At 66.0% G+C, this 25,897-nt stretch carries 25 protein-coding genes and 2 tRNA genes; 13 read left to right on the top strand and 14 right to left on the bottom strand.

Annotation, left to right across the window (positions count from 1 at the left end; all coding sequences use genetic code 11):
* Positions 1-71: 71 nt before the first annotated feature.
* Positions 72-2,168, bottom strand: coding sequence for a TonB-dependent siderophore receptor (locus tag ACP156_RS01160; protein WP_425049447.1), 2,097 nt, complete (start codon positions 2,166-2,168; stop codon positions 72-74).
* Between the two features lie 423 nt (positions 2,169-2,591).
* Here ACP156_RS01160 and ACP156_RS01155 point away from each other — a divergent pair, with 423 nt between their 5' ends.
* From ACP156_RS01155 to ACP156_RS01130, 6 genes are all read left to right on the top strand, one after another.
* On the top strand, positions 2,592-3,725 hold the full coding sequence (locus ACP156_RS01155) for an ABC transporter substrate-binding protein (protein WP_425049446.1): 1,134 nt from the start codon (positions 2,592-2,594) through the stop codon (positions 3,723-3,725).
* Positions 3,726-3,779: 54 nt separating this feature from the next.
* Complete coding sequence (locus ACP156_RS01150) at positions 3,780-4,700, top strand: branched-chain amino acid ABC transporter permease (RefSeq protein WP_425049445.1); 921 nt, start codon at positions 3,780-3,782, stop codon at positions 4,698-4,700.
* Positions 4,697-5,680 carry a branched-chain amino acid ABC transporter permease gene (locus ACP156_RS01145; protein ID WP_425049444.1) on the top strand — a complete coding sequence of 328 codons (984 nt, stop codon included), beginning with the start codon at positions 4,697-4,699 and terminating at the stop codon, positions 5,678-5,680. Before ACP156_RS01150 ends, ACP156_RS01145 begins: the two co-directional genes overlap by 4 nt.
* Positions 5,673-6,422, top strand: coding sequence for an ABC transporter ATP-binding protein (locus ACP156_RS01140; protein ID WP_425049443.1), 750 nt, complete (start codon positions 5,673-5,675; stop codon positions 6,420-6,422). The genes ACP156_RS01145 and ACP156_RS01140 overlap by 8 nt, the downstream gene beginning before the upstream one ends.
* A complete protein-coding gene (locus ACP156_RS01135; RefSeq protein ID WP_425049442.1) occupies positions 6,419-7,105 on the top strand; it encodes an ABC transporter ATP-binding protein in 687 nt (228 codons plus the stop codon). Before ACP156_RS01140 ends, ACP156_RS01135 begins: the two co-directional genes overlap by 4 nt.
* A 113-nt stretch (positions 7,106-7,218) precedes the next feature.
* A complete protein-coding gene (locus tag ACP156_RS01130) occupies positions 7,219-7,998 on the top strand; it encodes an HpcH/HpaI aldolase family protein (RefSeq protein WP_425049441.1) in 780 nt (259 codons plus the stop codon).
* A gap of 16 nt (positions 7,999-8,014) precedes the next feature.
* Here the strand turns inward: ACP156_RS01130 and ACP156_RS01125 are convergent.
* The 12 genes from ACP156_RS01125 to ACP156_RS01070 all read right to left on the bottom strand — a co-directional run bounded on the left by ACP156_RS01125 (position 8,015) and on the right by ACP156_RS01070 (position 16,203).
* Positions 8,015-8,089 (bottom strand) — tRNA-Phe (locus ACP156_RS01125).
* A gap of 101 nt (positions 8,090-8,190) precedes the next feature.
* Positions 8,191-9,213: a ribonuclease E/G gene (locus ACP156_RS01120; protein WP_425049440.1), complete on the bottom strand. Its 1,023-nt coding sequence runs from the start codon at positions 9,211-9,213 to the stop codon at positions 8,191-8,193.
* On the bottom strand, positions 9,210-9,785 hold the full coding sequence (locus ACP156_RS01115) for a Maf family protein (RefSeq protein ID WP_425049439.1): 576 nt from the start codon (positions 9,783-9,785) through the stop codon (positions 9,210-9,212). The genes ACP156_RS01120 and ACP156_RS01115 overlap by 4 nt, the downstream gene beginning before the upstream one ends.
* A gap of 167 nt (positions 9,786-9,952) precedes the next feature.
* Positions 9,953-10,171, bottom strand: coding sequence for a translation initiation factor IF-1 (infA, locus tag ACP156_RS01110; RefSeq protein ID WP_011455993.1), 219 nt, complete (start codon positions 10,169-10,171; stop codon positions 9,953-9,955).
* A 76-nt stretch (positions 10,172-10,247) separates the two neighbouring features.
* Positions 10,248-11,141, bottom strand: a complete 894-nt coding sequence (locus ACP156_RS01105) for a carbon-nitrogen hydrolase family protein (protein WP_425049438.1) — start codon at positions 11,139-11,141, stop codon at positions 10,248-10,250.
* Positions 11,138-11,713, bottom strand: coding sequence for an N-acetyltransferase family protein (locus tag ACP156_RS01100; protein WP_425050800.1), 576 nt, complete (start codon positions 11,711-11,713; stop codon positions 11,138-11,140). Before ACP156_RS01100 ends, ACP156_RS01105 begins: the two co-directional genes overlap by 4 nt.
* 17 nt (positions 11,714-11,730) lie before the next feature.
* Positions 11,731-12,195: a low molecular weight phosphatase family protein gene (locus ACP156_RS01095; protein WP_425049437.1), complete on the bottom strand. Its 465-nt coding sequence runs from the start codon at positions 12,193-12,195 to the stop codon at positions 11,731-11,733.
* A 4-nt stretch (positions 12,196-12,199) separates the two neighbouring features.
* A complete protein-coding gene (locus tag ACP156_RS01090) occupies positions 12,200-12,688 on the bottom strand; it encodes a UPF0262 family protein (RefSeq protein ID WP_425049436.1) in 489 nt (162 codons plus the stop codon).
* 173 nt (positions 12,689-12,861) lie between these two features.
* On the bottom strand, positions 12,862-14,166 hold the full coding sequence (hisD, locus tag ACP156_RS01085) for a histidinol dehydrogenase (protein WP_425049435.1): 1,305 nt from the start codon (positions 14,164-14,166) through the stop codon (positions 12,862-12,864).
* Between the two features lie 126 nt (positions 14,167-14,292).
* Complete coding sequence (locus ACP156_RS01080) at positions 14,293-14,769, bottom strand: DUF2948 family protein (RefSeq protein WP_425049434.1); 477 nt, start codon at positions 14,767-14,769, stop codon at positions 14,293-14,295.
* A complete protein-coding gene (gene murA, locus ACP156_RS01075; RefSeq protein ID WP_425049433.1) occupies positions 14,766-16,034 on the bottom strand; it encodes a UDP-N-acetylglucosamine 1-carboxyvinyltransferase in 1,269 nt (422 codons plus the stop codon). The genes ACP156_RS01080 and murA overlap by 4 nt, the downstream gene beginning before the upstream one ends.
* A 7-nt stretch (positions 16,035-16,041) precedes the next feature.
* Positions 16,042-16,203 (bottom strand): hypothetical protein, encoded by a 162-nt coding sequence (locus ACP156_RS01070; protein WP_425049432.1) that lies wholly within the window; start codon positions 16,201-16,203, stop codon positions 16,042-16,044.
* A gap of 90 nt (positions 16,204-16,293) precedes the next feature.
* On the opposite strand from ACP156_RS01070, the gene ACP156_RS01065 reads away from it, so the two are divergent.
* A tRNA-Thr gene (locus ACP156_RS01065) sits at positions 16,294-16,368 on the top strand.
* A gap of 109 nt (positions 16,369-16,477) precedes the next feature.
* Here the strand turns inward: ACP156_RS01065 and ACP156_RS01060 are convergent.
* Positions 16,478-17,791 carry a carbohydrate porin gene (locus tag ACP156_RS01060; protein ID WP_425049431.1) on the bottom strand — a complete coding sequence of 438 codons (1,314 nt, stop codon included), beginning with the start codon at positions 17,789-17,791 and terminating at the stop codon, positions 16,478-16,480.
* Positions 17,792-18,369: 578 nt separating this feature from the next.
* Here ACP156_RS01060 and ACP156_RS01055 point away from each other — a divergent pair.
* The 6 genes from ACP156_RS01055 to ACP156_RS01030 all read left to right on the top strand — a co-directional run bounded on the left by ACP156_RS01055 (position 18,370) and on the right by ACP156_RS01030 (position 25,871).
* Positions 18,370-19,692: a lipocalin family protein gene (locus tag ACP156_RS01055; RefSeq protein WP_425049430.1), complete on the top strand. Its 1,323-nt coding sequence runs from the start codon at positions 18,370-18,372 to the stop codon at positions 19,690-19,692.
* 68 nt (positions 19,693-19,760) lie between these two features.
* The gene (locus ACP156_RS01050; RefSeq protein ID WP_425049429.1) at positions 19,761-21,065 is read left to right on the top strand and encodes a lipocalin-like domain-containing protein; all 1,305 of its coding nucleotides are present in this window, start codon (positions 19,761-19,763) and stop codon (positions 21,063-21,065) included.
* A 42-nt stretch (positions 21,066-21,107) separates the two neighbouring features.
* On the top strand, positions 21,108-22,400 hold the full coding sequence (locus tag ACP156_RS01045) for a lipocalin family protein (RefSeq protein ID WP_425049428.1): 1,293 nt from the start codon (positions 21,108-21,110) through the stop codon (positions 22,398-22,400).
* Positions 22,401-22,462: 62 nt separating this feature from the next.
* The gene (locus tag ACP156_RS01040) at positions 22,463-23,755 is read left to right on the top strand and encodes a lipocalin family protein (RefSeq protein ID WP_425049427.1); all 1,293 of its coding nucleotides are present in this window, start codon (positions 22,463-22,465) and stop codon (positions 23,753-23,755) included.
* A gap of 179 nt (positions 23,756-23,934) precedes the next feature.
* Positions 23,935-24,936 (top strand): AraC family transcriptional regulator, encoded by a 1,002-nt coding sequence (locus ACP156_RS01035; protein ID WP_425049426.1) that lies wholly within the window; start codon positions 23,935-23,937, stop codon positions 24,934-24,936.
* 107 nt (positions 24,937-25,043) lie between these two features.
* Complete coding sequence (locus ACP156_RS01030) at positions 25,044-25,871, top strand: NAD(P)H-binding protein (RefSeq protein WP_425049425.1); 828 nt, start codon at positions 25,044-25,046, stop codon at positions 25,869-25,871.
* Positions 25,872-25,897: the final 26 nt, after the last annotated feature.

Raw genomic sequence — 25,897 nt, 5'->3', positions numbered from 1 at the left:
GACCGCCCCCTTCGCAAGAAGGGGACGGCGTAGCGGTGTGCGGCCCGCAAAAGGCGGACCGCCTGTGCGTGTCACCAGCTGTATTTCAGCGCGGCGCTGATGGTGCGTCCGTCGCCGTAGTACTCGGTGCCGTAGTAGTTGGTCGTCACGTACTCGCGGTCGAAGACGTTCGAAACGTTCAGGGACAGGTCCATGTTCTCGGCCAGCGCGTAGGAAATCGCGGCGTCGACCAGCGTGTAGGACGGAACCTCGACCGTGTTGGCGTCGTCGCCGTAGGTCATGCCGACATAGCGGATGCCGCCGCCCAGCGTGATGTCGCCCCGGCGTCCCGCGCCCGGAATGGTGTAGTCGGCCCAGATCGAGGCAATGTGCTCGGGCACGCGCGCGGGGCGGTTGCCCTCGTTGCCGACCACGCCGTCCTCGCGGATTTCCGCATCCCAATAGGCGTAGGCGAAGGTCACGTTGGACCGCTCGTTCATCGCCATCTTGGCTTCAACCTCCAGCCCGCGCACGCCGATCTCGCCGATCTGGCGCTGGACCGTGGGCGAAACGTAGGTGTTCACGTTGGTCTGGGTCAGGTCGAAGACGGCGGCGGTGAACAGGGCGTTCATGCCTTCGGGGCGATACTTTACGCCGACCTCGTACTGCGTGCCCTCCTTGGCGTCCTCGGTGAGATCCCACACGTTCGGCTCGAACGACTCCGAGTAGTTGCCGTAGATCGAAAGGGTGTCGCTGAACATGTAGGTCAGGCCCGCGCGGCCGGTTACGCTGTGGTACTGCTTTTCGGCGGTCGTATCGGAGCCCGGGTAGTAAACCGAGATATCGACGTCGTCATAGCGCGCGCCGAAGGTCGCGATCCAGCGGTCGGCGATGGTCAGCTCTTCCTGCAGGTACACGGACTTGGTGGTCTGCTCCGGTTCCCAGTCGATGTAGTCGCCCAGCGTCACGCAGGAGCGGCCGCAATAGGCGATGTCGTAGATGTCGATCGGGTCGGCGGTGCCGTACAGCGCCTCTTCGTCCACCTTGATATAGCTGTACTCAAGCCCAAGCAGCGTGCGGCTGTCGACGGTGCCGAAGCTGGCGTCGTATTGCAGCTGGTTGTCCCATGCGAACTGCTCGCTGTCGCTGTAGACCGCGAAGGACGAACGGTTGGCCGTCGAGTCGATCTGCGCGCCGTAGACCTGTTCGTAGGTCATGTCGAACAGCGCATACCGCGCGTTCGAGCGGAAGGTCAGACCGTTGCCGAAATTGTGGCTGAAGGCGAGGCCGACGTTGGTTTCCTCGGTGTCCACGCGGTTGAAGTCGGGCTCGCCAAGGAAGGTGTCGATGTCGAGGCCCGCGCCTTCGGGGAAGCCGGTGCCGGGCACGCCCTGCCGCTTGTTGTGGTTCAGCAGGAACGTCAGTTCCGTCGCCGCCGAGGGCCGGTAGCTGAGCGCAAGGCCAAGGTAGGCACGGTCGTCGTTCGAGTAGTCGTAGGAATAGGCGCTGTCCTGCACCTTGCCGGTGACGCGGTAGCTCCAGACGCCCGCATCGTCGAGCTTATCGCCGAAGTCGAAGCCGATCTCGGAATGCTCGGGGCCGACGCGGGTGTAGATCTCGCCGAACTTGAACGGTTTCGGGCGCTTGGTGATCTGGTTCACCAGCCCGCCCGGCGCGTTCAGTCCGAACAGGGCCGAGTTCGAGCCCTTCAACACCTCGACCCGGTCGAAGGCGTAGGGTTCGCTGCGCGAGAAGGTCCAGCCGAAGCCGCGCACCGGCAGGCCATCTCGGAACGTCCCCATCGACAGCTGGTCGAAGCCGCGGATGCGGTAGGCGTCATAGCGGTCGTCGGCGCCCCATTCGTCCACCGTCACGCCGGAGGTATAGGCAAGGATGTCCTGCAGGTTCTCGGCGTTGCGCTTTTCGATTTCGGCCTGCGTCACCACGGAAACCGAGGCAGAGCTGTCCAGAACGTCGGTCTCCATCTTGGTGCCGCTGGATTCCGCCCCAGCGACGATAGAGGTCGCGTCGTCGTCCGCGCCTTCAAGATAGACGGTGCCGATCTTCTCGTAGTCGGTGCCGTCCTGCGCGGCGGCGGCGAAGGGTACCGTCAGGGCGGTGCAGGACAGCAGAAGCGCAACGCCAACAGAGGCGGCGCCCGGACGCCGGGGCGCACGGAGAGGTGTCATGAGCATGTGAGTTCTTCCAGATTCGTGTGGCAGTCTTTTTTCGGAGGCTGGTTTGCTGGTCTCTGCCTGCGGGCAGACGAATCTGGCTTACGGTCGCCTCTATTCCGACTCTTTTAGGCGGTTATTCGCCGAAGTTAAAGCCGATACTCTGACCGCCGCAGCGGCGTAGCGATTTGGCATCATCAAACTCGCCGCGCCCCCGTTGGCCGCGGGCCGATCAGTCAACTGCCCGCAATGACGCCGCTTGCGCCCCGAGCGCACAATCCCCGGCCAAACGCCGGACAAGTCCGAACCAAACCTATGTACCTGCGCGCAAATTCGGCTATCCATACCGGTGACGAAGAAAAACCGCCGCACGGTGTGCCGGGCAGCCATCGCGACAAGGCGGGACTTCGACCACGGGACAACGCAGGGAGATCGCACATGTCCATGAAAACACTTCTCGCCGCGGCGGCGCTCGCGGCACTGGCAACGGGCGCGCAGGCGCAGGTCAAGGTCGGGATGATCACCACCCTGTCGGGCGGCGGCGCCAGCCTTGGCATCGACATCCGCGACGGGTTCATGCTGGCCATCGAGGAAGACGGCCGCGACGGTCTGGAAATCATCGTGGCGGACGACCAGCGCAAGCCGGACGTCGCGGTCCAGATCGCCGACGAGATGATCCAGTCCGACAAGGTCGACATCCTGACCGGCATCGTCTGGTCGAACCTTGCGATGGCCGTGGTGCCGTCGGCGACGGCGCAGGGCAAGTTCTACCTGTCGACCAACGCCGCCCCCGCGCAGCTTGCCGGCAAGGGCTGTCATCCGCTGTATTTCTCGGTGTCCTACCAGAACGACAACCTGCACGAAGCCGCCGGCGCCTACGCGAAGTCGGAAGGCTACAGCAACCCGTTCATCATGGCGCCGAACTATCCGGCGGGCCATGACAGCCTGAACGGCTTCAAGCGGTTCTACGAGGGCGAACTGGCGGGTGAGATCTACACCGAACTCGGCCAGACCGACTATGCCGCCGAGATCGCGCAGATCCGCGCCTCGGGCGCCGACAGCGTGTTCTTCTTCCTGCCGGGCGGCATGGGCATCTCGTTCCTCAAACAATACGCGGACTCGGGCGTCGACCTGCCGGTGATGGGGCCGGCGTTCTCGTTCGATCAGGCGATCCTTCAGGCCGTCGGTGATGCGGCGCTTGGGGTCAAGAACGGCTCGAACTGGTCCAAGGATCTCGACAACGAGGCGAACGCCGCCTTCGTTGCGGGCTTTCAGGAGAAGTATGACCGCCTGCCCTCGCTGTACGCCGCCTATGGCTACGACACCGCGAACCTGATGCTGTCGGCACTGGACACGGCGGACGTCACGGATCAGGAGGCGTTCCGCGCCGCGCTGGCCGCCGCCGATTTCGACAGCGTCCGGGGCAAGTTCTCGTTCGACACCAACCAGCACCCGATCCAGGACATCTTCATCCGCGAGGTGATCAAGGAAGGCGACATCTACACCAACATGATCGTCGGCACCGCGATCGAGGATCGGTCGAGCGCCTACGTCGACGAGTGCTCGATGTAAGACCTGCACTGGCCCGGCCACCCGCCGGGCCAACGCACTGACGAAGGCCCGCGAATGTCCCCCATCCTGATTGCAGAGCAGGTCCTGAACGGCCTGCAGTTCGGCGTCATGCTGTTCCTGATGGCCGCCGGGCTGACGCTGATCTTCGGCGTCATGGGGCTGATCAACCTTGCCCACGGCTCGCTGTACATGGTCGGCGCTTTCGCCGCCGCCGCCGTGGCGGGTGCGACGGGGTCGTTCCTGCTGGCACTGGTCGCGGCGCTGGCGGCTGCCGCGCTGGCGGGAGCGCTGGTCGAGCTGGTGGTGATCCGCAGGCTCTACAACCGCGACCACCTTGATCAGGTGTTGGCGACCTTCGCGCTGATCCTGATTTTCTCGGAAGGCACCCGCTGGCTGTTCGGGTCGTTTCCGCTGTACCTCGACATCCCGGCATGGCTGTCGGGGCCGGTCACCCTGCCCGGCGGCATCCAGTACCCGCTGTACCGCCTTGCGCTGATCGTGCTGGGACTGCTGGTGGCGGTGGGGCTGTGGCTGCTGATCTCGCGCACCCGGATCGGCATCCAGATCCGCGCGGGCGAGAACGACCGCGAGATGATCGCGGCGCTGGGGGTGGATATCTCGAAGCTCTACACGCTGGTCTTCGCGCTTGGCGCCGGGCTGGCGGGGCTGGCCGGCGCACTGGTGGGCGCGATCCAGTCGGTGCAGGTGGGCATGGGCGAACCCGTGCTGATCCTTGCCTTCGTGGTCATCGTGATCGGCGGCATCGGCTCGATCAAGGGCGCGCTGATCGGGGCCGTGCTGGTGGGGCTGACCGATACGCTGGGAGGGATCTTCCTGCCGGAGCTGTTCAAGCTGTTCGCCGATCCCGCCACGGCCACCGCCACCGGGTCGGCCTTCGCCTCGATGGCGATCTACATCCTGATGACGGCGGTGCTGGTCTGGCGGCCCACCGGCCTGTTCGGAGCCCGCACATGACCCGCGAAGCCGCGGTCAACGCGGTGATCCTGCTGCTGCTGGTGGCGGTGCCGGGATGGGCCCTGTACGCCGACGAGCCGTTCACCATCACGCTCGCCACCCGCGCGGTGATCTTCGCGCTGGCGGCGGTGGGGCTGAACATCGCGCTGGGACTTGGCGGGCTGGTGAGCCTTGGGCACGCGGTCTATTTCGGGTTGGGTGGCTACGCGATGGGCGTGCTTGCGAGCCACGCGCAGAACTACACCCCGCTGATGGAATGGCCCTTCGTGATCGAGGGCACCAAGTCGATGCCGGTGATCTGGCTGACCGCCATCGTCGTGTCGGCCATCGCCGCCCTGCTGATCGGGCTGTTGGCGCTGCGCACGTCGGGCGTCTACTTCATCATGATCACGCTGGCCTTCGGGCAGATGATCTATTTCTTCGCGATCTCGTGGCCCGCCTATGGCGGCGAGGACGGGCTGTCGATCTACGTCCGCAACGGCTTTCCCGGCCTGAACACGCTGGTCCCGATCCAGTTCTACGGGCTGTGCCTTGCGTTGCTGCTGATCGTGCTGCTGTTCAGCGCCCTGCTTGCCCGCTCTCCCTTCGGCCTTGCACTGAACGCCGCGCGGCAGGTGCCGCACCGGGTCGAGACCGTCGGGCTGGACCCCGTGCGGCTGAAGCTGGTGGCGCTTGTGATCTCGGGCGCGATCACCGGGCTGGCCGGGGCGCTTTTCGCCGACCTCAACCGTTTCGTCAGCCCCACGATGCTAAGCTGGCAGATGTCGGGCGAGATCATGGTCTTCGTCATCATCGGCGGCGTCGCGCGGCTGTTCGGTCCGGTAGCGGGCGCCGTGATCTTCGTGCTTCTGGAACATCTTCTGGGCGGGATCAGCGAGTACTGGCAGGTGTTTCTCGGGATCGTCCTGCTGCTGATCGTGCTGTTCGGCAAGGGCGGCGTGATCGGGATGCTCGCCGGGCGGGGGCGTGCGCATGACTGACGCTATCCTGTCCACACACGGCATCACCAAAAGCTTCGGCGCGCTGAAGGCCAGCGACGACATCACGCTTGACCTGCGGCCGGGAGAGATTCACGCGGTCATCGGACCGAACGGCGCGGGCAAGTCGACCCTGATCGGGCAGATCAGCGGGTCGCTTGCCCCCGATGCCGGGACGGTGCGGTTTCTTGGGCAGGACGTGACGCACGAGACGGTCCGCGCCCGAGCGCAGCGGGGCCTTGGCCGGACGTTCCAGATTTCGGCGCTGGCGATGGAGGATACGGTGCTGCAGAACGCCCTGCTGGGCGCGCTGGGTGCATCCGGACGACCGTGGCGGTTCTTCGGCTCGGCCCTTCGGAACCGCCCCCTGCGCGACCGGGCCGAGGCGGCGCTGGACCGCGTGGGGCTGGGCGACGTGGCAAGCGTGCGGACGGCGGAACTCAGCCACGGGCAGCGCCGGCTGCTAGAGGTGGCGGTCGCGCTGACGCTGGACCCGAAGGCCTTTGTCATGGACGAGCCGATGGCGGGGCTGGGCTCGGAAGGATCAAAGCAGTTGACCGGCTTCCTCGACAGCCTGCGGACCGAGGCGCCGATCCTGCTGGTGGAACACGACATGGACGCGGTCTTCGCCCTTGCCGACCGGATCAGCGTGCTGGTCTACGGGCGTGTCATCGCGACCGGCACCGTGGACGAGATCCGCGCCGATCCGGCAGTGCGCGAAGCCTATCTCGGGGACGCCGCATGACGCTTCTGTCCCTGTCCAACGTCACCGCCGCCTATGGCGCCAGTCAGGCGCTGTTCGGCGTCGATCTCGACATCGCCGAGGGCGAGGCCGTGGCCTTCATGGGCCGCAACGGCATGGGCAAGTCGACCACGGTCAAGGCGATCTGCCGGATGCTGCCCGCCCACGGAACGCTGGTATTCGACGGCCACGACCTGACCCGCCTGCCCAGCCACCGCGCCGCCCGGCTGGGCATCGGGCTGGTGCCCGAGGGCCGCCGTTGCTTTCGCGACCTGACCGTGGCCGAGAACCTTGCCGCCGCCGCCCGCCCCGGCCACTGGGACCGCGCCCGCGTCACCGCCCTGTTCCCGCGCCTTGGCGAACGCCTGACCCAGCGCGCCGCGTCGCTGTCGGGCGGCGAACAACAGATGCTGACCATCGGCCGCGCCCTGATCACCAACCCGCGCCTGCTGATCCTTGACGAGGCGACCGAGGGGCTGGCCCCCATCGTCCGCCAGGAAATCTGGTCCGCCATCGCCACCCTGAAGGCCGAGACCGGGATGGCGATGCTGGTGATCGACAAGTCGCTGGCCGAACTGCGCACCGCCTGCGACCGCGCCGTGATCCTTGAACGCGGGCGGACGGTCTGGGCCGGCCCGTTCGCCGACCTCTCCGCCGAGACCACCGAAAGGCACCTGGGCGTCTGACGCGAGGGGAACCCGTTTGACACCCTCCGGCCCCGCGCCCAATCATGGCAGGCACATGCGAGGGAGGAAGCCATGCAACGTTTGAACCGGATCGCCCCCACGAGGGCCGGGGCATGATCGGCAATCGGATCAAGGACATATGGGCTGCCGGCAACCCCGTGCTGCATGGCTGGCTGTCGATCGGCAATTCGTTCTCGGCTGAGGTGATGGCCGAACAGGGCTACGACGCGATCAGCATCGACGTCCAGCACGGCGCGCTGGACTACTCCGACGTGCTGCCGATGTTCCAGGCGATGCGCGCCAGCGGCGTGGTGCTGGGCGCGCGGGTGCCGTGGCTGGAACCCGGCATCATCATGAAGATGCTCGACGCGGGCGCGCTGCAGATCATCTGCCCGATGATCAACACCGCCGAACAGGCCGCCGAGTTCGTCAGCTATCTGCGCTACCCGCCCCTCGGCCAGCGCAGCTTCGGCCCCACCCGAGCCCAGATCGCGCAGGGCCCCGGCATCGCCGCCGAGGCCAACGACCGCGTGATCGGCTGGGCCATGGTCGAAACCCGCGAAGCGATGGACAATCTCGAAGCCATCGCGGCAACGCCGGGACTGGACGGCATCTATGTCGGCCCCGCGGACCTGACCTTCTCGCTATTCGACGGCAAATACCCGCCCGCGTTCGACCGCGAAGAGCCTGAGATGATCGAGGTCCTGCAGAAGATCGCCCGGGTCTGCCACGACGCCGGCATCCGAGCCGCCCTCCACTGCGGCACCGCAGACTACGCCGCGCGGGCGGTCGAATGGGGTTACGACATGACCACCGTCGGCGGCGACTTCCGCTTGATGGCAACCGCCGCCGCCGCCAGCGTCACGCGGTGGCGGGAGAAGACGGGGACGTGATCCGGCTGGGAAGACGTGGTGCCCGGGGGCGGAATCGAACCACCGACACGAGGATTTTCAATCCACTGCTCTACCCCTGAGCTACCCGGGCACGGGTGAGCGGTAACCGCTCGGGTCGGCACTCTCTATAGCCGCTTCCGCCGACTGTCCAGAGGCTTCTCGGGATTTTTCCGGGGCAACGTGGCGGCGGGTTCAGAGGGCTGTCAGGGGCGCCCGTTCACGCTTGCGCTGAAGCTCGAAATGGCCCAGCGGCGTCCAGCCGGCGAGGGCCGTTTCGATGGGGTCCGAGCGGAAGGCCGCGCGCAGCGAGGTCTCGATCTGGCGGCGGTCGCGTTTGGGCAAGGGTGCGAAATCTATGGTGATCTGGCCGCCCAGCCCACGGCAGCGCAGCGCGCGGGGCAGCGCCTTGGCCAGCGCGAGGTTGGCCTTGAGGCCCGCCGCCGGAGACGTGTCGCCGCCGGTGTTCACGTCGACTGCCACCAGCGCGCGGGTGGGCTCGACGAAGGCAAAGGCGCCGCCGCCGAGGTCGATGCGCGGCGACAGGGCCGCATCGATCATCTCGTCGACGCCGTGGTCCTCGAACGCGGTCGGGCCATCGGCCAACAGGTCGGGCTCGGGCCAGTCGCGCCACGCCGACAGATGCGCGTCCGGTCCGTCGAGCAGCAGTTCCGGCTGACCCTCGGCATCGGCAGCGATCTGCGCGGCAAGGTCGGTCATCGCGGCGATGTCGGCCTCGATCTCTTCCATGTCCGCGCCCTCGCAGGACGAGCGCAGGATCAGGCCGGTGCCCTCTGGCACCATCTGCTTGCCCAGCACGGTGAGTTCGTCACGCATGTCGTCGTCGCGGATCCGGCGCGACACGTTCACGCCAGGGGCATCCGGCGTCACGATGGCGTGGCGGCTTTTGAACAGCAGACGGGTGTTGACCGGGATCGCCTTGCCGGCCTCGGCGAAAGTGCCGACCTGCACCAGCAGCGACTGGCCGGGGCGCAACCCCTTCGACTGCCGCAGAAACCCGCGCAACGCGCCGTCGAGCTTCACGGTTACGCCGCCCTGCCCCTTCATCGGACGGTCGGCCGCGGCGCGGAAGATCGCGCCGGGCAGCGGGTTGTCGCCCTCGGGGTCGACCAGCAGGTCGTCCAGCTGTCCGTCCACGATCAGCGCGGCGGCCTTGCGGCCCCGCCATTCGCCCAAGGCGACGATGCTGCCCTTCATGCTGCCCCCCAGACCGGCCATCCGGCCGCCTGCAACAGTTGCGCGGTCTCGTGCACCGGAAGCCCGACGATCGCGGTATAAGACCCCTGGACCCACGGAATGAACGCCCCGGCAGGCCCCTGGATGGCATAGGCGCCCGCCTTGCCGTCCCAGTCGCCGGTGGCGAGATAGCCGTTCACCTCGGTGTCCGACAAACGCTTCATCTTCACCGCCGATTCCACGTCGCGCTCCCACACCTGGTCGCCGCGCTTCACGGCGACGGCGGTGATCACCCGGTGGCGGCGGCCCGATAGCGCATAGAGAAACTCTGCCGCCTCGCCCGCGTCGCGCGGCTTGCCGAGGATGCGGCGGCCCAGCGCCACGGTGGTGTCGGCGCACAGGATCACGTCATCCGGCCCGCCCTTCAGCGCGGCTGCCTTCGCGGCGGTGATGCGGCGGCAGTACGCGCGCGGAAGCTCGCCCTTCAACGGCGTCTCGTTCACGTCGGGCGGCGTCACCGCGTCCGGCGTCAGGCCAAGCTGCGCCAGAAGTTCCAGCCGCCGCGGGCTTCCGGAGCCAAGGATCAGGCGCATGCACTTCCCTTCAGGCACGGCGTGCCCGTCTTCAATTGTCTGGTAAAAAACCGGAGCAGCCCCCGGAAAGGATCATCGCGGCCGGGATGAACGACGACGGGGGCACCATCCCCCGCCGCATCGGGCCGCACGGCGATCCGAGAACAGCCCCGGACGCGCACGTCCGGTTACTTGAACCGATAGTTGATCCGGCCCTTCGTCAGGTCGTAGGGCGTCATCTCGACCTGCACCTTGTCGCCGGCAAGAACGCGGATCCGGTTCTTGCGCATTTTCCCTGCCGTATGTGCGATGATCTCATGGCCGTTCTCAAGCTCGACCCTGAACGTCGCATTCGGCAGGAGTTCCTTCACGACGCCGGGGAATTCGAGCATTTCTTCCTTGGCCATGGTCACTCCGTGATTGCGTGCCCACGTCGGTGTGGGCGGCGCTTAGATGCGCCCTTTTCAGCCTTTTTTCAAGGTCTCACGCGCGCAATACGTGCAATTCCGGCATTTTTGATCTGGCGTCCTGCCGCGGCCAGTCGGCAAAGTTGACAACGCCGCCCTCGGCGCGAACCTGCGCGACCGCCGACAGGTCTATGTCGGCATAGACCCAGCCGGGCGCGTTCAAAGCGCCCTGCGCGATGATCCCGGTGTCGGGAAAGCCGATATCCGGCGGGCCATAAACCGCCGCCGCGCCGACGTTGCGGTCGACGGCCTCGCACCACAGGGCATCGCCGACGGTGGGCGAATGCGCGACGATGCACTGGTTTTCCAGCGCCCGCGCCATCGCGCCGATGCGGACGCGGGAATAGCCCGTCATCGCCTCGGTGTTGGACGGCACCAGCAGCAATTCCGCCCCGGCGTCGGTCAGCGCGCGCGCCAGCAACGGGAATTCGCAGTCATAGCAGATCAGCACGCCGATTCGACCCAGCGCGGTATCGAACAGCTTCAGCGGCCCACCCGGGTGCATGTCCCATTCCTCGCGCTCGTACCGGGTCATGATCTGCTTGTCCTGATGCGCCACCGCGCCGCCTGGCGTAAAGAACCCCGACCGGTTCACGGGGCGCTCGCCCAGCGCCGGATCCCAGACCGGTGCGCCGGGGCCGAGGATGTGGACGCCGTGCGCAACCGCCAGCCGCGACAGCAGCGCATCCGCCTCGGGCATCCGCTCGGACACCGCGCGGCCCGAGGTCTCCAGCCCCGCCGCCACCTCTGCCCCGGCCAGCGAGGCCAGTTCCATCGCGCCATATTCGGGGAACACCAGCAGGTCCGCCCCCTGCCCGGCCGCGTCCGAGACCCAGCGGGTCAGCTTGGCCTCATATCCGGACCAGTCGTCGAACCAGTCCAGCGGATAGGCGGCGGTGGCGATCTTCATAGGTCTTTCGTCCAGAATTGCAGGGATTTCCCGGTTTCGGCTTCCTCGCCCACGTCCTTCCACGTAAAGCGCGCGACCGCGCCCGCAAGCGGGGCATACCCACGCTTGCGCCAGAACGCGTCCAGCGGGCGGTACTCTGCAGGCCGCGCCGGGTGGTCCGCCGGGCGGATCACCGCGCAAAATGCAGACGTCTCGCGCCCCAGCGTCCGGGCATGCGCCTCGCGCGCGTCGAAGAACGCGTGACCCAGGCCGCGCCCCCGGTATCCGGGCAGCAGGACACTTTCGGCGCAGTAGAAGATCCGTGTCAGGTCGCGCCCCGCGAAAGGCTCGGCGAAGTCGTCCGCGTGATCCTCCATCGGGGTGCCGGTCGCCGCCCCCACCAACCGGTCGCCGTCGAAGGCGCCCACCAGCACCGCGCCGGGGCTGTCGCGATAGCTCGCCATATAGCGCCGCTCGTAGTCCAGATCGCCGTCATACAGATACGGCCAGTCGCGAAACACGTCGATCCGCAGCCGCGCAAGGTCGTCCAGCGCCGCGTCCACCGCGCCGCCGGTCAGGCTGCGCACCTCGATGGTCCGGGTCTCGGTCGTCACGGGCTCTCCTCGGTCGGCGGGCCGAACCGCTCGAGGATCCGGCGGCGGATCTGGTCCCGCGTCTGACGGTAGGCGTCAAGCTTCTCTTCGCGCCGGGTGCCCAGATCGGTGGGGTCCAGCACCGGCCAGTATTCGATCTCAAGGTGGAAATGCCGCGTCAGTTCCAGCGCCATACGCTGACTGGCAGGCGACAGGGCGACGATCAGGTCGAAGCTCGACAGGTCGTCGCCCCATTCCTTCATCTCCTCGAAACTGCGCGCGCGGTGACGGCCCAGCTCCAGCCCCAGTTCGTCGCAGACCGCCACGGCGAACCCGTCGATTTCCAGATCGTTGCGCACCCCGGCCGACTGCACATAGACGTGCTGGCCATAGAAACTCTTCATCAGTGCCTCCGCCATCGGCGAACGCACGGCATTGTGGTCACAGCAGAACAGCACCGAATGGGGGAGCCTCTGCGGCAAGCTCTCAGCCTCCCCAGTGCAAGACGCAGATCAGCGTGAACAGGCGGCGGGCGGTGTCGATGTCGATCTCCGCCTTGCCCTCCAGCCGCTCCTGCAGCAGGCGGGCGCCCTCGTTGTGGATACCGCGCCGCGCCATGTCGATCGCCTCGATCTGGCTGGGGGGCAGCTTCTTCACAGCATCGAAATAGCTTTCGCAGATCTGGAAATAATCCTTCACCGCCTGCCGGAACGGCCCCAGCGACAGGTGGAACTCGGCCACCGGGCCGCTGTCGCACTTGAGGTCGAACACCAGCCGCCGCTCGCGAATGCACAGTTCCAGATCATAGGGCGGCGGCGGTACATCCCGCCCGGCCTTGCCCGGCAGCTGGAACGAGTTGTCTTCCAGCAGGTCGAAGATCGCGACCTTCCGCTCCTGCTCGATCTCCGGCGTCGGAGCCGACAGACCGCTGTCGTCGATGGTGACGGACCTGAGGTCCATCGTCGCGTCGCTCATCCCGGCCTCCCTGCGCCAACCGGTCTCACAACAGCACGCTCCGCCGGGAAAAGGCAATGGCCCGCGACCCGCCGCGCGCCGCCATGTCGCGCCCCCGGCGGAACCGGCCCGCCTCTTCTTCTCTTTCCAAATACCTCGGGGGAGCCGCGCAACGCGCGGCGGGGGCAGAGCCCCTACCCCTCGTTCAGCCGGTCCAGCCGCGCCCGCACGCTCAGCCCGTGCGCCTCCAGCGACTCCGAGGTCGCCAGCACCTCTGCCGCCGGCCCGATGGCGCGAAGCGCGGCGGGCGACATCTTCGCCAGCGTGGTGCGTTTCACGAAATCCATCACCGACAGCCCGGACGAGAACCGCGCCGAGCGCGCCGTGGGCAGCACGTGGTTCGGCCCGCCGACATAGTCGCCGATCGCCTCCGGCGTCCACTTGCCAAGGAAGATCGCGCCCGCGTGCCGGATCTCGGCCGACAGCGCGTCCGGATCCTCGACGCAAAGTTCCAGGTGCTCGGGCGCCACCCGGTCCGACAGCGCCGCGGCCTCGGACAGGTCGCGCGTCACGATCACCGCGCCGAAATCGCGCCACGACGCGCCTGCGATGGCTCGGCGTTCCAGAACCTCAAGCCGCGCCTCGACAGCCGCAGCGACGGCCTGCCCGAAGGCCGCGTCGTCGGTCACAAGGATCGATTGCGCGCTTTCGTCGTGCTCGGCCTGACTCAGCAGATCCACCGCCACCCAGTCGGGATCGTTATGCCGGTCGGCAATCACGAGGATCTCCGACGGCCCGGCGATCATGTCGATGCCCACCTTGCCGAATACCCGGCGCTTGGCCGCCGCGACGAAGGCGTTGCCCGGCCCGGTGATCTTGTCGACAGGCGCGATGGTTTCGGTGCCGTAGGCCAGCGCCGCGATCGCCTGCGCGCCGCCGATGCGATAGACCTCGGACACGCCCGACAGTTTTGCCGCCAGCAGCACCAGCGGGTTACAGGCGCCCCCCGGCGTCGGTGCGCACATCGCCAGCCGTTCGACGCCCGCCACCTGTGCCGGGATCGCGTTCATCAGCATCGACGACGGATAGCTCGCCAGCCCGCCCGGCACATAAAGCCCCGCCGCCGACACCGGCGTCCAGCGCCAGCCCAGTTCCGCCCCCGCCGCATCGGTCCACGTAGCGTCCTCGGGCACCTGCCGCTCGTGATAGGCACGGATGCGCGCGGCAGCCAGTTCCAGCGCCTCGCGCTCGGCGGAAGGCACTTTCGCGCATTCCGCCTCGATTTCCTCGGGGGTGAAAGCCAGCGTCTCGGGCGTCAGTTCCAGCCGGTCGAACCGGGCCGTCAGTTCGATCACCGCCGCGTCGCCCCGGTCGCGCACATCCTCGATGATGCCGCGGACGGTGTCGTCCACGTCGGGGCTGTCCTCGCGCTTCATCGACAAAAGCGCGGTGAAACGGTCCTCGAAATCGGCGTCGGCGGTGTTCAGGAAAACGGGCATGGCATCTCCTTTGCCGCTCCCTTAGCGCCGTGGCCGGGGCATCACAAGACGCCGGGCCAAAGCGCCGCGCCCCTGCTTCTTCCGTCTGCAAATATCCCCGCCGGCGGCACGCCCCGCAGGGGCGTCTCAGTCGGGGTGGTCCGGCACATGGCCCGAAGGCGCCACGTAGGGCCGGGTCACGTCCTTCAACGTCACCTCAAGCGCCTCGACATCCAGCGCGATGCCGCCGTCGCCGGCCAGCACCAGTTCCAGCCGCCCCGAGGGCGCGTCGCCTTCGGCCCAGCCGATCGACATCAGCGACAGGACAAGGTCCTTGTCGCCACGGTCGAAGCCCTGCGTCGCCACCTTCTGCACGCCGTCGACAACCAGCAGCGATTGCACCCGCTCGTAGCTGCCGCGCCGTTCGCCGCCGGTCACGTCTTCCCAGCGGAACCGGTTCAGCAGCACGGCAAATCGGCCGGTCTTCGGCTTCCACGCCATCTCGGTCACCGGGAAAACGGCGTCCTGCACCAGCGCCGAGATCACCTGAAGGTCCTCGGCCTCGTAGGCGATCAGCCGCAGCGGCTGTTCCTGTGCGTCCTCGAAGCGCGCGTCTTCCGTCATTCTCCGTGCACCCTTTCAATCGAAGCGCCGACACCCGACAGCTTGCGCACGACGTGCTCGTAACCACGGTCAAGGTGATAGACCCGGCTCACCCGCGTTTCGCCCTCGGCGGCCAGCCCGGCGAGGATCAGCGACACAGACGCCCGCAGATCGGTGGCCATCACCGGTGCGCCCTTCAGCTTCTCGACTCCGGTGACCGTCGCGGTGCCGCCCGACACGTCGATCGAGGCACCCATCCGCATCAGTTCCGGCGCGTGCATGAAGCGGTTCTCGAAGATCCGCTCTTCCAGCACGCTCACCCCGTCGGCGGTGCACATCAGCGCCATCATCTGCGCCTGCAGGTCGGTCGGAAAGCCGGGGAACGGCGCCGTTTCGACATCGACCGAACGGACGCGGCCATTCTTGCGGGTGACTTTCAGACCCTTGGCGGTCTCCTCGATCTCGACCCCGGTCGCGGCGAGTTTCTCCGCGAAGGACGACACCAGTTCCATCCGCCCGCCAAGGCATTCCACCGAGCCGCCCGCGATGGCCGGCGCCAGCATGTAGGTGCCCAGCTCGATCCGGTCCGGCACCACCGGATGCGTCGCGCCGTGCAGGCGATCGACGCCCTGAATGGTGATCTCGGACGTGCCCTCGCCCTCGATCTGAGCCCCCATGCGGCGCAGGCACTGGGCAAGATCGACGATCTCGGGCTCGCGCGCGGCGTTCTTCAGCACGGTGGTGCCCTTGGCCAATACAGAGGCCATCAGGATATTCTCGGTCGCGCCGACCGAAACCAGCGGAAACTCGAACACCGCGCCTTTCAGGCCGGACTTTGCCTCGGCGTGAACGTACCCGTCCTTCAGGTCCAGCGTCGCGCCCAGCGCCTCCAGCCCTTTCAGGTGCAGGTCGACGGGCCGCGCGCCAATGGCGCAGCCGCCGGGCAGCGACACCACGGCGCGGCCGCAGCGCGCCAGCATCGGCCCCAGCACAAGGATCGACGCGCGCATTTTCCGCACGATGTCATAATCGGCGGTCAGGTTGTTGATGTCGTGGCTCGACATCGCCAGCACCTGCCCGTCCTGCAACTGGGTGACCTCGGCGCCCAGCGACGCCAGAAGCTGGGTCATCGTGCGGATATCGGACAGGCGCGGCGCGTTGGTCAGCGTCAGCGGCTCGTCCGACAGCAATGTCGCTGGCATCAGCGTCAGGCAGGCGTTCTTCGCACCCGCGATGGGAATTTCGCCGGCGAGTTCTGTCCCGCCCCGCACCAAGATCGAATCCATGACTGCCTCATTCTCCGGATTTGTCGGACGCGCGTGCCTTGGCCTGCGCCTTGCGCCGCGCGATATTGGCCTTCAGCGCCGCCTTCAACCGGTCTTCCCGATCCTGCGCGCCGCCCGGCTGCTTCTGGCCGGGTTTCTTTCCCGGATTATGGCCCGTTTTCTCGCCCATGCGCCCTTCAATAAACGACGTCGCAGAAACCGTCCAGAATACCCTTGCACCCCCGGCGGATTGCGTCTAATCAGCCGCGCACAGCACGGGGCTGCCGTAGCTCAGGGGTAGAGCACTCCCTTGGTAAGGGAGAGGTCGAGAGTTCAAATCTCTCCGGCAGCACCAGAAAATCATGACAATCCAGACCTGCGGGCCGGCATCGGCTGTTTCGCGTATTGCGTGTTTCGGCAGGCCTCTGCGATGGCCGCCGCGGGCGACCGGACACGCGCGCCGGTCAGAGACGGACCTGCATTCCCAGGCCGAAGACGTGGATCAGGTCGGTGGTCGTGTTGTTCGCGGGGTTGTGGATCATCTGATAGTCGAAGGTCAGCGAAAGCTGGTTCGCCAGTTGATAGCGATAGAACGCCTCGAACGTTCCCTGATCGCGCAGCGCGTCATTCGACGGCGATGCCCAGGTATAGGCGATCCCCGCCAGATCCCCGTAGTTCGGCGGCGTATAGGTCGCGCCGATGGTCAGCTGCTCGTCATACAGCGAGGCCTGACCGTTGGATATCCCGTAGCGCAGGAAGGGCATCCACTGGTCGATGGTGGCGTTGGCCGAGAACAGGATACCCTCGCCGAAGGCCCGCGACCCGTCACCGGCGGCGTCGACGTTCCAGTAGCCGAGGTTCACCTTGGTGCTGAAGAACTGATCGCGCGAGGGGGTCCAGCCGATCTCGGCATAGCGGAAGAACTCGGCCCCGCCGGGGAACCACTCGATATCGGCCAGCGAGCCGTTGGCGTCGCTGACGATACCGCTGACGTAGACCTGATCTGTCAGGTAGGCGCGCCCGCTGATCCCGAAGGCGTTGCCCGAATAGTTGCGGCTGAAGTTCAGGACGGACCCGCCGTTGAAGAAGGCCATGCGGGGCACCAGCACGCCCATGATGTCGACATAGTCGGTGGGGTCGAGGTAGCCGATGTTCAGCGTGACCTGTCCGTCGTTGAAGATCTGCTGCCAATAGATCTGCGAGAACTGGTCGGGCTGGTCCGAGAACGTCACGCCAAGTTGCCCGGCATAGCCGATCTCGGGGCCCAGCGTTGCGGGCGTCAGCCCCGTCCCCGCAAGCGTCTGGCGGGATTCGAAGGTGAAATTCAGCGATCCCCGCGCCGGCGCGGTTCTGTGGAACGGTGACCATTGGCCCGCGATTGTCAGATAGCCCGACCCGGCGAAGCTTTGGTCCGTCAGGCTGTCCGAGGCCGAAAGGAAAAGGGCGCGGTAGTCGGCGCTGAAGCGGAGCCCGAAGTCCTCGAGGCCTTCGAGCGTTTCGGCGATCCTTGAAAGCTGGGCGTCCACCGCCGGAAGGCGCGCGCTGTCCGCGACGGGCGTCTCGTCGGCCTCGATCACGTTGGCCGCGGTGGTGCCGTCCCCGAAAGACAGGGCCGGCAGCCCGTCTTCGCCCTCGACGGGTCCAATGGACAGTGTCTGCGCCGACGCAGGAGCAAACGGCGCCCCGAGCACGGCCAGAGCCAGTGCGACGGCGACCGTCGCCGCCGTCAGGCTCGACCCGCGCCGGACTGCGCGGCAATGCTGAATGCGATTCCCCATCATGTCTTGCCCCCGATCCAGACAAAGAATGGCGACCTTCCCCGCGACCTGTCCAGTGTCCGGTTTCACCCTGTCAGCGGGTCGAGCGGAAATGCCGCAGACATTGGCCGACCGGCGATAGGTTTCCGCGCGTTTCTTTTCGGGTCCGGGATTAAGGCCCTGTTTGAGGGGTCTTTTCCCAGGTGGATGCGTGCCGGTCGACAGCGCTCGGTGATCACCTTCAGCCCGTATCGCAAGGCCGAGTCTGACTTCGGAAATACATCGGGCGGAGCATTTCGATAGGTCGCGCGCGTCCGAAGCAAATGATGCCACGCAGCAAAGATAAGCTACGGAATATGGAAAATATTTCTCACAAATATTGATACTTAAACAAGAACCGCGACGTTGAGACGCAAGCTTCAGAAACCACCCTCAGCCTTGATGCAGGTCAATAAGTTAACGTCCAAAAAGATGTAAACTTGGCGCAACTTCGGACGGAAAGCCAAATCGCGATCCGAGGTCTTGCGGGCGCACCCTCCCGCGATGTTAGCGCCCGGCGCTGTATTTGCGCCGGCCCGATAGGCAAAAGGAATTTTTCCATGACCACACCCTCGAAAAAGCCGGCAGCCGGTCTCGTCCTCAATCGACGGGCAGCCCTGCTTTCAGGTGCTGCGGCGACGCTCGGGGCCTCTGCCCTCAGCCGCGCGACGCCCGCGCTGGCGCAAGACGCTTCTGCCCCCGCAACGCCGGGCAGCACGGCCTTCTCGGTCGAACCGCAGCCGATCTACAACCTGCCCCACGACCACCGCTTCCACGGCGGCGACTTCTACAAGAAGAACGACTTCTCCGAGTGGCAGTACTTCACCGCCCTCGGCACCGATACCGAGACGGGCGAGAAGATCTCGATGTTCGTCTGCCCGTTCCGCATCGGCTGGCGCGGGGATACGCAGTCCAAGGCGACGCCGTTCAACTTCGCCTTCTCGAACCTCGACACGCAGGAGTTCTACAGCGCCAACACCCTTTGGGACGGCGATTACACCGGCGAGGCGACGGACCCCGACAGCGACGACTTCGGCTTCACCTACCGCATCGCGCTTGGCGAGAACGCGTTCGAGTTCTCTTACGACCATGCGACCGAGACGTGGCGCTATGCGGGTCATTGCGACATCGACGACGAGTTCAACTCGCCCTACGCCTTCGACGTGACCTTTACCGTGAAGGCCCCGGGCTACATCCCCGCCGCTTATCACGGTCTGGAAAACATCGGTTGGGACGACGCCGGACCCGGCTATCGCCACAACCCGCAGACCATGGCGGGGCTCACCCGCTACGTTCAGGCGCCGCGCGCCGATCTGACGGGCACGGTCACCGTCGGCGGCCGCACCTACACCGTGGAAGCCGAAGCCTGGTACGAACACCAGTGGGGCAACTTCCGTTACGTGCAGCAGTCCTTCTACTTCTGGGGCTACATGCGCATGGACGACGGCACCGCCTTCACCTGGCGCCAGTATTACAAGGACGCCGACTGGGGCGATTACGACAGCGGCATGACCCGCTTTCAGGTCATCCACCCGGACAACACGGTTGAATACGGCTTCGGCCCCAGCTTCCGGTACACCGCTGACGAGCCGTGGACGTCGCCGAAGACCGGACAGAAGTACCCGTGGCGCGGCACGATGGAGACGCCGCTGGGCACCTTCTATTTCACCCCGGCCTTCGAGGAGCAGGAGACGCCCTCGAACATCCCGGGCTCGGCCTTCATCGAGGGTGTGGGCCATATCCATGCCGACAGCCCGGACGGGCCTGTCGTCGGCACCGGCTTTGTCGAGATGGTCGCCATCCATCTGATCGAGGACCAGATGCCCTTCGGCGATCTGGACCACGACAAGCTGTACATGGATTTCACCAAGGTCAATCGCTGACCCCTGCGGGCCGTCCCCTGCCGTGTGGGGGGCGGCGCAGTCCAAATCATCTGCCAAAGGATTGAGCCATGCCTGTCAACACGATCAAACTCAGCCGCCGCAGCGCACTCCTGTCCGGTGTCGGGGCCGCTGCCGGCCTTGCCGCCTTCACCCGCTCGGGTCCGGTCTTCGCGCAGGACGCCAGCGCGCCTGCCGCCGCCGGCAACACCGCCTTCTCGACCGAGCCGCAGCCGATCTACCGCCTGCCGCATGATCACCGGCTGCACAGCGGGCCGACCTACAAGCACAACAGCTACAACGAGTGGCAGTACTTCACCGTTCTCGGGACCGACAAGAAGACCGGCGACCGGATCTCGATCTTCATCTGCCCGTTCCGGCAGGGGTGGTCGGCAGAGACCCAGTCGCCCCGTGTGCCTTCGATCTTCGCCTTCTCCAACCTCGACACGGAAGAGTTCTTCAGCGCGAACACGCTGATGGCCGGCGACTTCACCGGCAACGCAGGCGACCCCGACAGCGAGGATTTCAGCTTCGAATACACGGCCGAGGGCGAAGGAACCTCGGTGGCGTTCAGCTATGACCACGCGACCGAGACCTGGCGCTATTGGGGCTACAACAGCGCCGGCGGCGGCGCCAATGCGACCTACGAGTTCGACGTGACCTTTACCGTCCAGGCGCCGGGCTATGTCCCCGCCGCCTATCACGGGCTGGAGAACATCGGCTGGGACGGCGGTGGTCCGGGCTATCGCCACAACCCCGAGACGCTGGCCGGCCTGACGCGTTATATCGCGGTTCCGCGCGCGGACCTGACCGGCAGCATCACCGTGGGCGGACGCGAGTACGACGTCGAGGGCGAGGTCTGGTACGAGCACCAGTGGGGCAACTTCCGCAACGTCTACAGCAGCCAGTATTTCTGGGGCTACATGCGGATGGACGATGGCACCGCCTTCACGTGGCGCCAGTATTACAGGGGCAACGACTGGAAAGACTATGATCCCGGCATGACCCGGTTCATGGTCATCCACCCGGACAACACGGTGGAATACGCGTTCGGCCCAAGCTTCGTCTACACGCCGAGCGAGCTTTGGACCTCTCCGATGACGGGTGTCACCTATCCGTGGAACGGGGTCATGACGACGCCGCTGGGCGAGTTCTACTTCGGCCCCGCCTTCAAGGAACAGGAATCCCCCGGCAATGTCCCCGGCACCGCCTTCATCGAGGGCGTGGGCCACATCCGCACCGACGGACCGGACGGGCCGATCGTGGGCACCGGTTTCGTCGAACTGGTCAACTCGAACCAGCACATCGCGCCCTACGCCTTCGAGGATCTGCCGGAAGAGGACATCTTCCTGGATTTCACCAAGGTCAATCGCTGACCCCTGCGGGCCAGCCGGAACATCACTTCAAAGGATTGATTCATGTCTGACGCAACCTTCAAACTGAATCGCCGCGCCGCGCTTTTGTCCGGTGCCGGCGCCGCCATCGGCCTGACGGCCATGACCCGTTCGGGTCCGGTCTTCGCGCAGGACGCCAGCGCCAAGGCCGCGGCGACAAGCACGCTTTTCTCGGAAGAGCCGCAGCCGATCTACCACCTGCCGCATGATCACCGCTTCCACCGCGGTCCGACCTACATGCACAACGACTATCAGGAATGGCAGTACTTCACGTTGCTTGGCACCGACAAGAAGACCGGCGACAAGATCTCGGCCTTCATCTGCCCGTTCCACCAGGGCTGGGTCTCGGCCCATGATGGCCGGGCCAACCCGTTCAACTTCGCCTTCACGAACCTCAACACCGGCGAATTCTACAGCGCCATGACGCTGTTCGAGGGCGATTACACCGGCACCGCGGGCGATCCCGACGCCGAGGACTTCTGGTTCGAATACGATGTCTCTGGCGCCACCGGCGACATGAACCTGAAATACGATTACGCCACCGAAACCTGGGCCTACAAGGGCCACAGCGACATCGACGACGAGAACAACTCGCCCTATGCCTTCGACGTCAAATTCACGGTCGAGGCCCCGGGCTATATCCCCGCCGCCTACCATGGGCTGGAAAACATCGGCTGGGACAGCGCCGGGCCGGGCTACCGTCACAACCCGCAGACCCTGGCGGGCCTGTCACGCTACATCCAGGTGCCCCGCGCCAAGCTGACCGGGACGATCACCGCGGGCGGGCGTGAATACGACGTCGAAGGCGATGTCTGGTACGAACACCAGTGGGGCAACTTCCGCAACGTCGAGGCGGGCCGCTACTTCTGGGGCTATATGCGCATGGATGACGGCACCGCCTTCACCTGGCGCCAGTACTACCTTGGCGATGGCTGGGACGATTACGATCCGGGCCTGACCCGCTTCCAGGTGATCCACCCGGACAACACGGTCGAATACGGCTTCGGCCCCGGTTTCACCTACACGCCGACCGAGATCTGGACCTCGCCGCGCACCGGATACACCTATCCCTGGGACGGCGTCATGCAGACCCCAGTGGGCGAGTTCTACTTCAACACGCCGATCAAGGAACAGGAAACCCCGGCCGGTAATGGCTTCGCCTTCATCGAGGGCTATGGCGAGATCCGCACCGGTGGCCCCGACGGGCCCGTCGTCGGCCGCGGCTTCGTCGAAATGGTCGATAACCCGCCGGTCTACCCGTTCAAGGACCTGCCGGAAGAGGACATCTTCATGGACTTCTCCAAGGTCAACCGCTGACCGCTGCGGGCCGCCCGTGACCGGGCGGCCCGGCTTCCATTTACCAAACAAGGACTTGTCCAATGTCTGACACCAGCTTCAAACTCAGCCGCCGCGGCGCGCTTCTTTCCGGTGTCGGTGCCGCGGCCGGACTTGCTGCCTTCACCCGCTCGGGGCCGGTCTTCGCCCAGGACGCCAGCGCCAAGGCCGCGGCGACAAGCACGCTTTTCTCGGAAGAGCCGCAGCCGATCTATAAGCTGCCGCACGACCACCGGCTGCACCGCGGCCCGACCTACATCCACAACGACTTCGACGAGTGGCTGTATTTCACGCTGCTCGGCACCGACAAGAAGACCGGCGACAGGATCTCGACCTTCATCTGCCCGTTCCACCTTGGTTGGGTCGAGGCGCATAGCGGCCGTGGGAACACCTTCAACTTCGCCTTCTCGAATCTCGAAACCCAGGAATTCTACAGCGCGAACACGGTGTACGATGGCGAATTTACCGGCACAGCCGGCGACCCGGACAGCGAAGACTTTTCCTTCGAATACAGGATTTCCGGCGCCTCCAGTGAGTTGAGCATCACCTACGATCACGCGACCGAGACATGGACCTACAAGGGACACAGCGACATCGAGAACGAGCTTAACTCGCGCTACGCTTTCGACCTCAGCTTCACGGTCGGAGTTCCCGGCTATGTTCCCGCCGCCTATCACGGGCTGGAGAACATCGGCTGGGACGGCGAAGGGCCGGGCTATCGCCACAACCCGCAGACCATGGCGGGTCTCACCCGCTATATCCTCGCGCCCCGCGGCGTGCTGACCGGCACCATCACCGTGGGCGGACGCGAATACGACGCCGAAGGCGAGGTCTGGTACGAGCACCAGTGGGGCAACTTCCGCAACGTGCAAACCAACAACTACTTCTGGGGCTACATGCGGATGGAGGACGGCACCGCCTTCACATGGCGTCAGTATTACATCGGCAAAGGCTGGGACAAATTCGACGCCGGTATGACCCGGTTCCAAGTGATCCACCCGGACAACACCGTCGAATACGCATTCGGTCCAAGCTTCGTCTACACGCCGACGGAGCTGTGGACGTCGCCCAAATCCGGATACACCTATCCCTGGCGCGGCATCATGAAGACGCCGCTGGGCGAATTCTATTTCAGCCCGCCCTTCGAAGAGCAGGAGACACCGACCGCCAACGGCGAGACTTTCATCGAAGGCGTCGGCCAGATCCGCACCGGCGGGCCGGACGGGCCGATCGTCGGCACCGGCTTTGTCGAGATGGCGGACATCATTGTGCCGTTCCCGTTCCGCGATTTGCCGGAAGAAGAAATCTTCCTCGACTTCTCGAAGATAAACCGCTGAACCACGGATCGGGCTGCCCCAGCCGGGTGGCCCGATCTGCATGGTGGCGCCTGTACCGGGCGCCCCATCCGACGCGCTCGGCCAACCTCTTCCCAAAAACACCCATCGTCCGATCGGGATCCCATGAAACCCGCGTCCGGTGGCTTGGAGGCGCGGCGCGCCCGGCCTAGGCTGGCCGCATGGGGTATGTGACGTCACTGTTCGCACGAAAGATGGTCGCCGCTTTGCCGGAGGACGTCGACACGGCTGGCCTTCTGGAAGGTGCAGGGCTGGACCCGGACGGGGTCTGGGACCCGAAAGCGATGATCCCGGCGGCCACCTACTATGACATGCTGGAGCGAATTGCCGAACGAACCGACGTGACCGAGCTTCCGGTGCGTGTCGGCGAGTCGATGCGCTGCGACGACTACGGCGCGCTGGGTCTTGCATGGAAGGCCGCGCTGGACCTGCACGGGTCCTTCTCGCGGGTGGAACGCTATGCGCGGCTGTGGACCAGCGTCGTGGAATACGAACTGCGCCCCCACCCGCGCGGCACGCTGTTCATCCTGCATCGTGCCGGGGACCGACGTCTTGGCATGCGGTTATCGAACGAGGCGACGCTGGCCAGCGGCGTCTCGCTGGCGCGGCAGGTCTGTCCGGTGCCGTTCGCCCCGCTGGAGGTCTACGTCAGGCATCCCGCTCCGAAAACCGTCGCTTTTCATCAGGACTGGTTCGGCTGCCCGGTCCGGTTCGGCGCCGATCTGGACGCCCTGCTGCTGTCGCCCGAGGCGCTGGCGCAGCCCAACGTCCTGGGTGACGAGGGCATCTCGCGCTATCTTATCTCGCATCTGGACGCCGAGCTTTCCGAGATCGGCGAGCGGTCTCTGGTCGAGCAAAGCAAGGCCGCCATCGCACAGGCGCTTAGCGAGGGCATGCCGAAAATGTCCGACGTCGCACGCGGTCTGGGCCTGAGCGCACGGTCCTTTCACCGGCGGCTGGCCGAGCACGGGATGAGCTTCCAGTCCCTGACCGAAGAGACCCGCCGCGAACTGGCCGAGGGGCTGCTGCGCGATCAGCGCCACTCGCTGGCCGAGATCGCCTTCCTGACAGGGTTCTCGGAACAAAGCTCGTTCACCCGCGCCTTCAAGCGCTGGGTCGGGATGACGCCCGCCAGCTATCGCAAGGACGTCTCCACCAGCTGACCGGATGTCTGGCAACCACGGTCAAAACCGTGGCGATGCGGGTCAATACCGCGCGGGCGCCTGCCGCCTATCCCTTGGCCATCAACACACGCCAAGGAGATACACCCATGCACACGAAACCCATCCTCGTCATCGGGGCCACCGGCAAGACCGGCAGCCGCGTCGCCGCCAAGCTTCAGGCAAAGGGCCACGCCGTGCGCCGCGGCTCGCGCGGGTCGGCCACGCCATTCGACTGGGAGACCCCCGCGACATGGGCGCCCGCCCTTGCCGGAGCCCGCGCCGCCTATGTCACCTATTTCCCCGATCTCGCCTTCCCCGGCGCCGTCGAGAAGCTGGAATCGCTGTGCGAGACGGCGAAGGACGTGGGCGTCGAGCACCTTGTGCTGCTGTCCGGGCGCGGCGAGCACCACGCCCGGCTGGGCGAGCAGGTCGTCCGCGCCTCGGGCGTCGACTTCACCATCGTCCGCGCGGCGTGGTTCGCGCAGAACTTCAGCGAAGGCTACCTGCGCGACCCGATCCTTGCCGGTATCCTGCCAATGCCCGGCGGCGACATCGCCGAGCCGATCGTCGATATCGACGATATCGCCGACGTGGCGGTGGCCGCGCTGACAGAGGACGGGCACAAGGGGCGGCTGTACGAAGTGACGGGCCCGCGCCTTATGACCTTCGCCGAGATGGCAGAGGCGCTGTCCGCCGCCACCGGACGCACAATCCGGCACATCCCGATCAGCTTCGACGAGTTCCACGCCAATATCGAGCAGGTCGGCGGGGCTTTCGTGGCCGATGTCTTCACCGCCATCGCACGCGAGACGCTGGACGGGCGCAACGCCCAGTTGGCCTATGGTGTGCGCCGCGCGCTTGGCCGCCCGCCCCGGGACTTCACCGACTTCGCCAGCGACGCCGCCCTGGCCGGCGCGTGGTCGGTCGCGGCCTGACGGCCACCATTCACATCGCCTGCATT

Origin of the sequence: Psychromarinibacter sp. S121, from assembly GCF_049801035.1 — a bacterium.
Taxonomy (GTDB): domain Bacteria; phylum Pseudomonadota; class Alphaproteobacteria; order Rhodobacterales; family Rhodobacteraceae; genus Psychromarinibacter.
The sequence above is the reverse complement of the archived record's forward strand: the minus strand, read 5'-3'. Positions and strand labels throughout refer to the sequence as shown.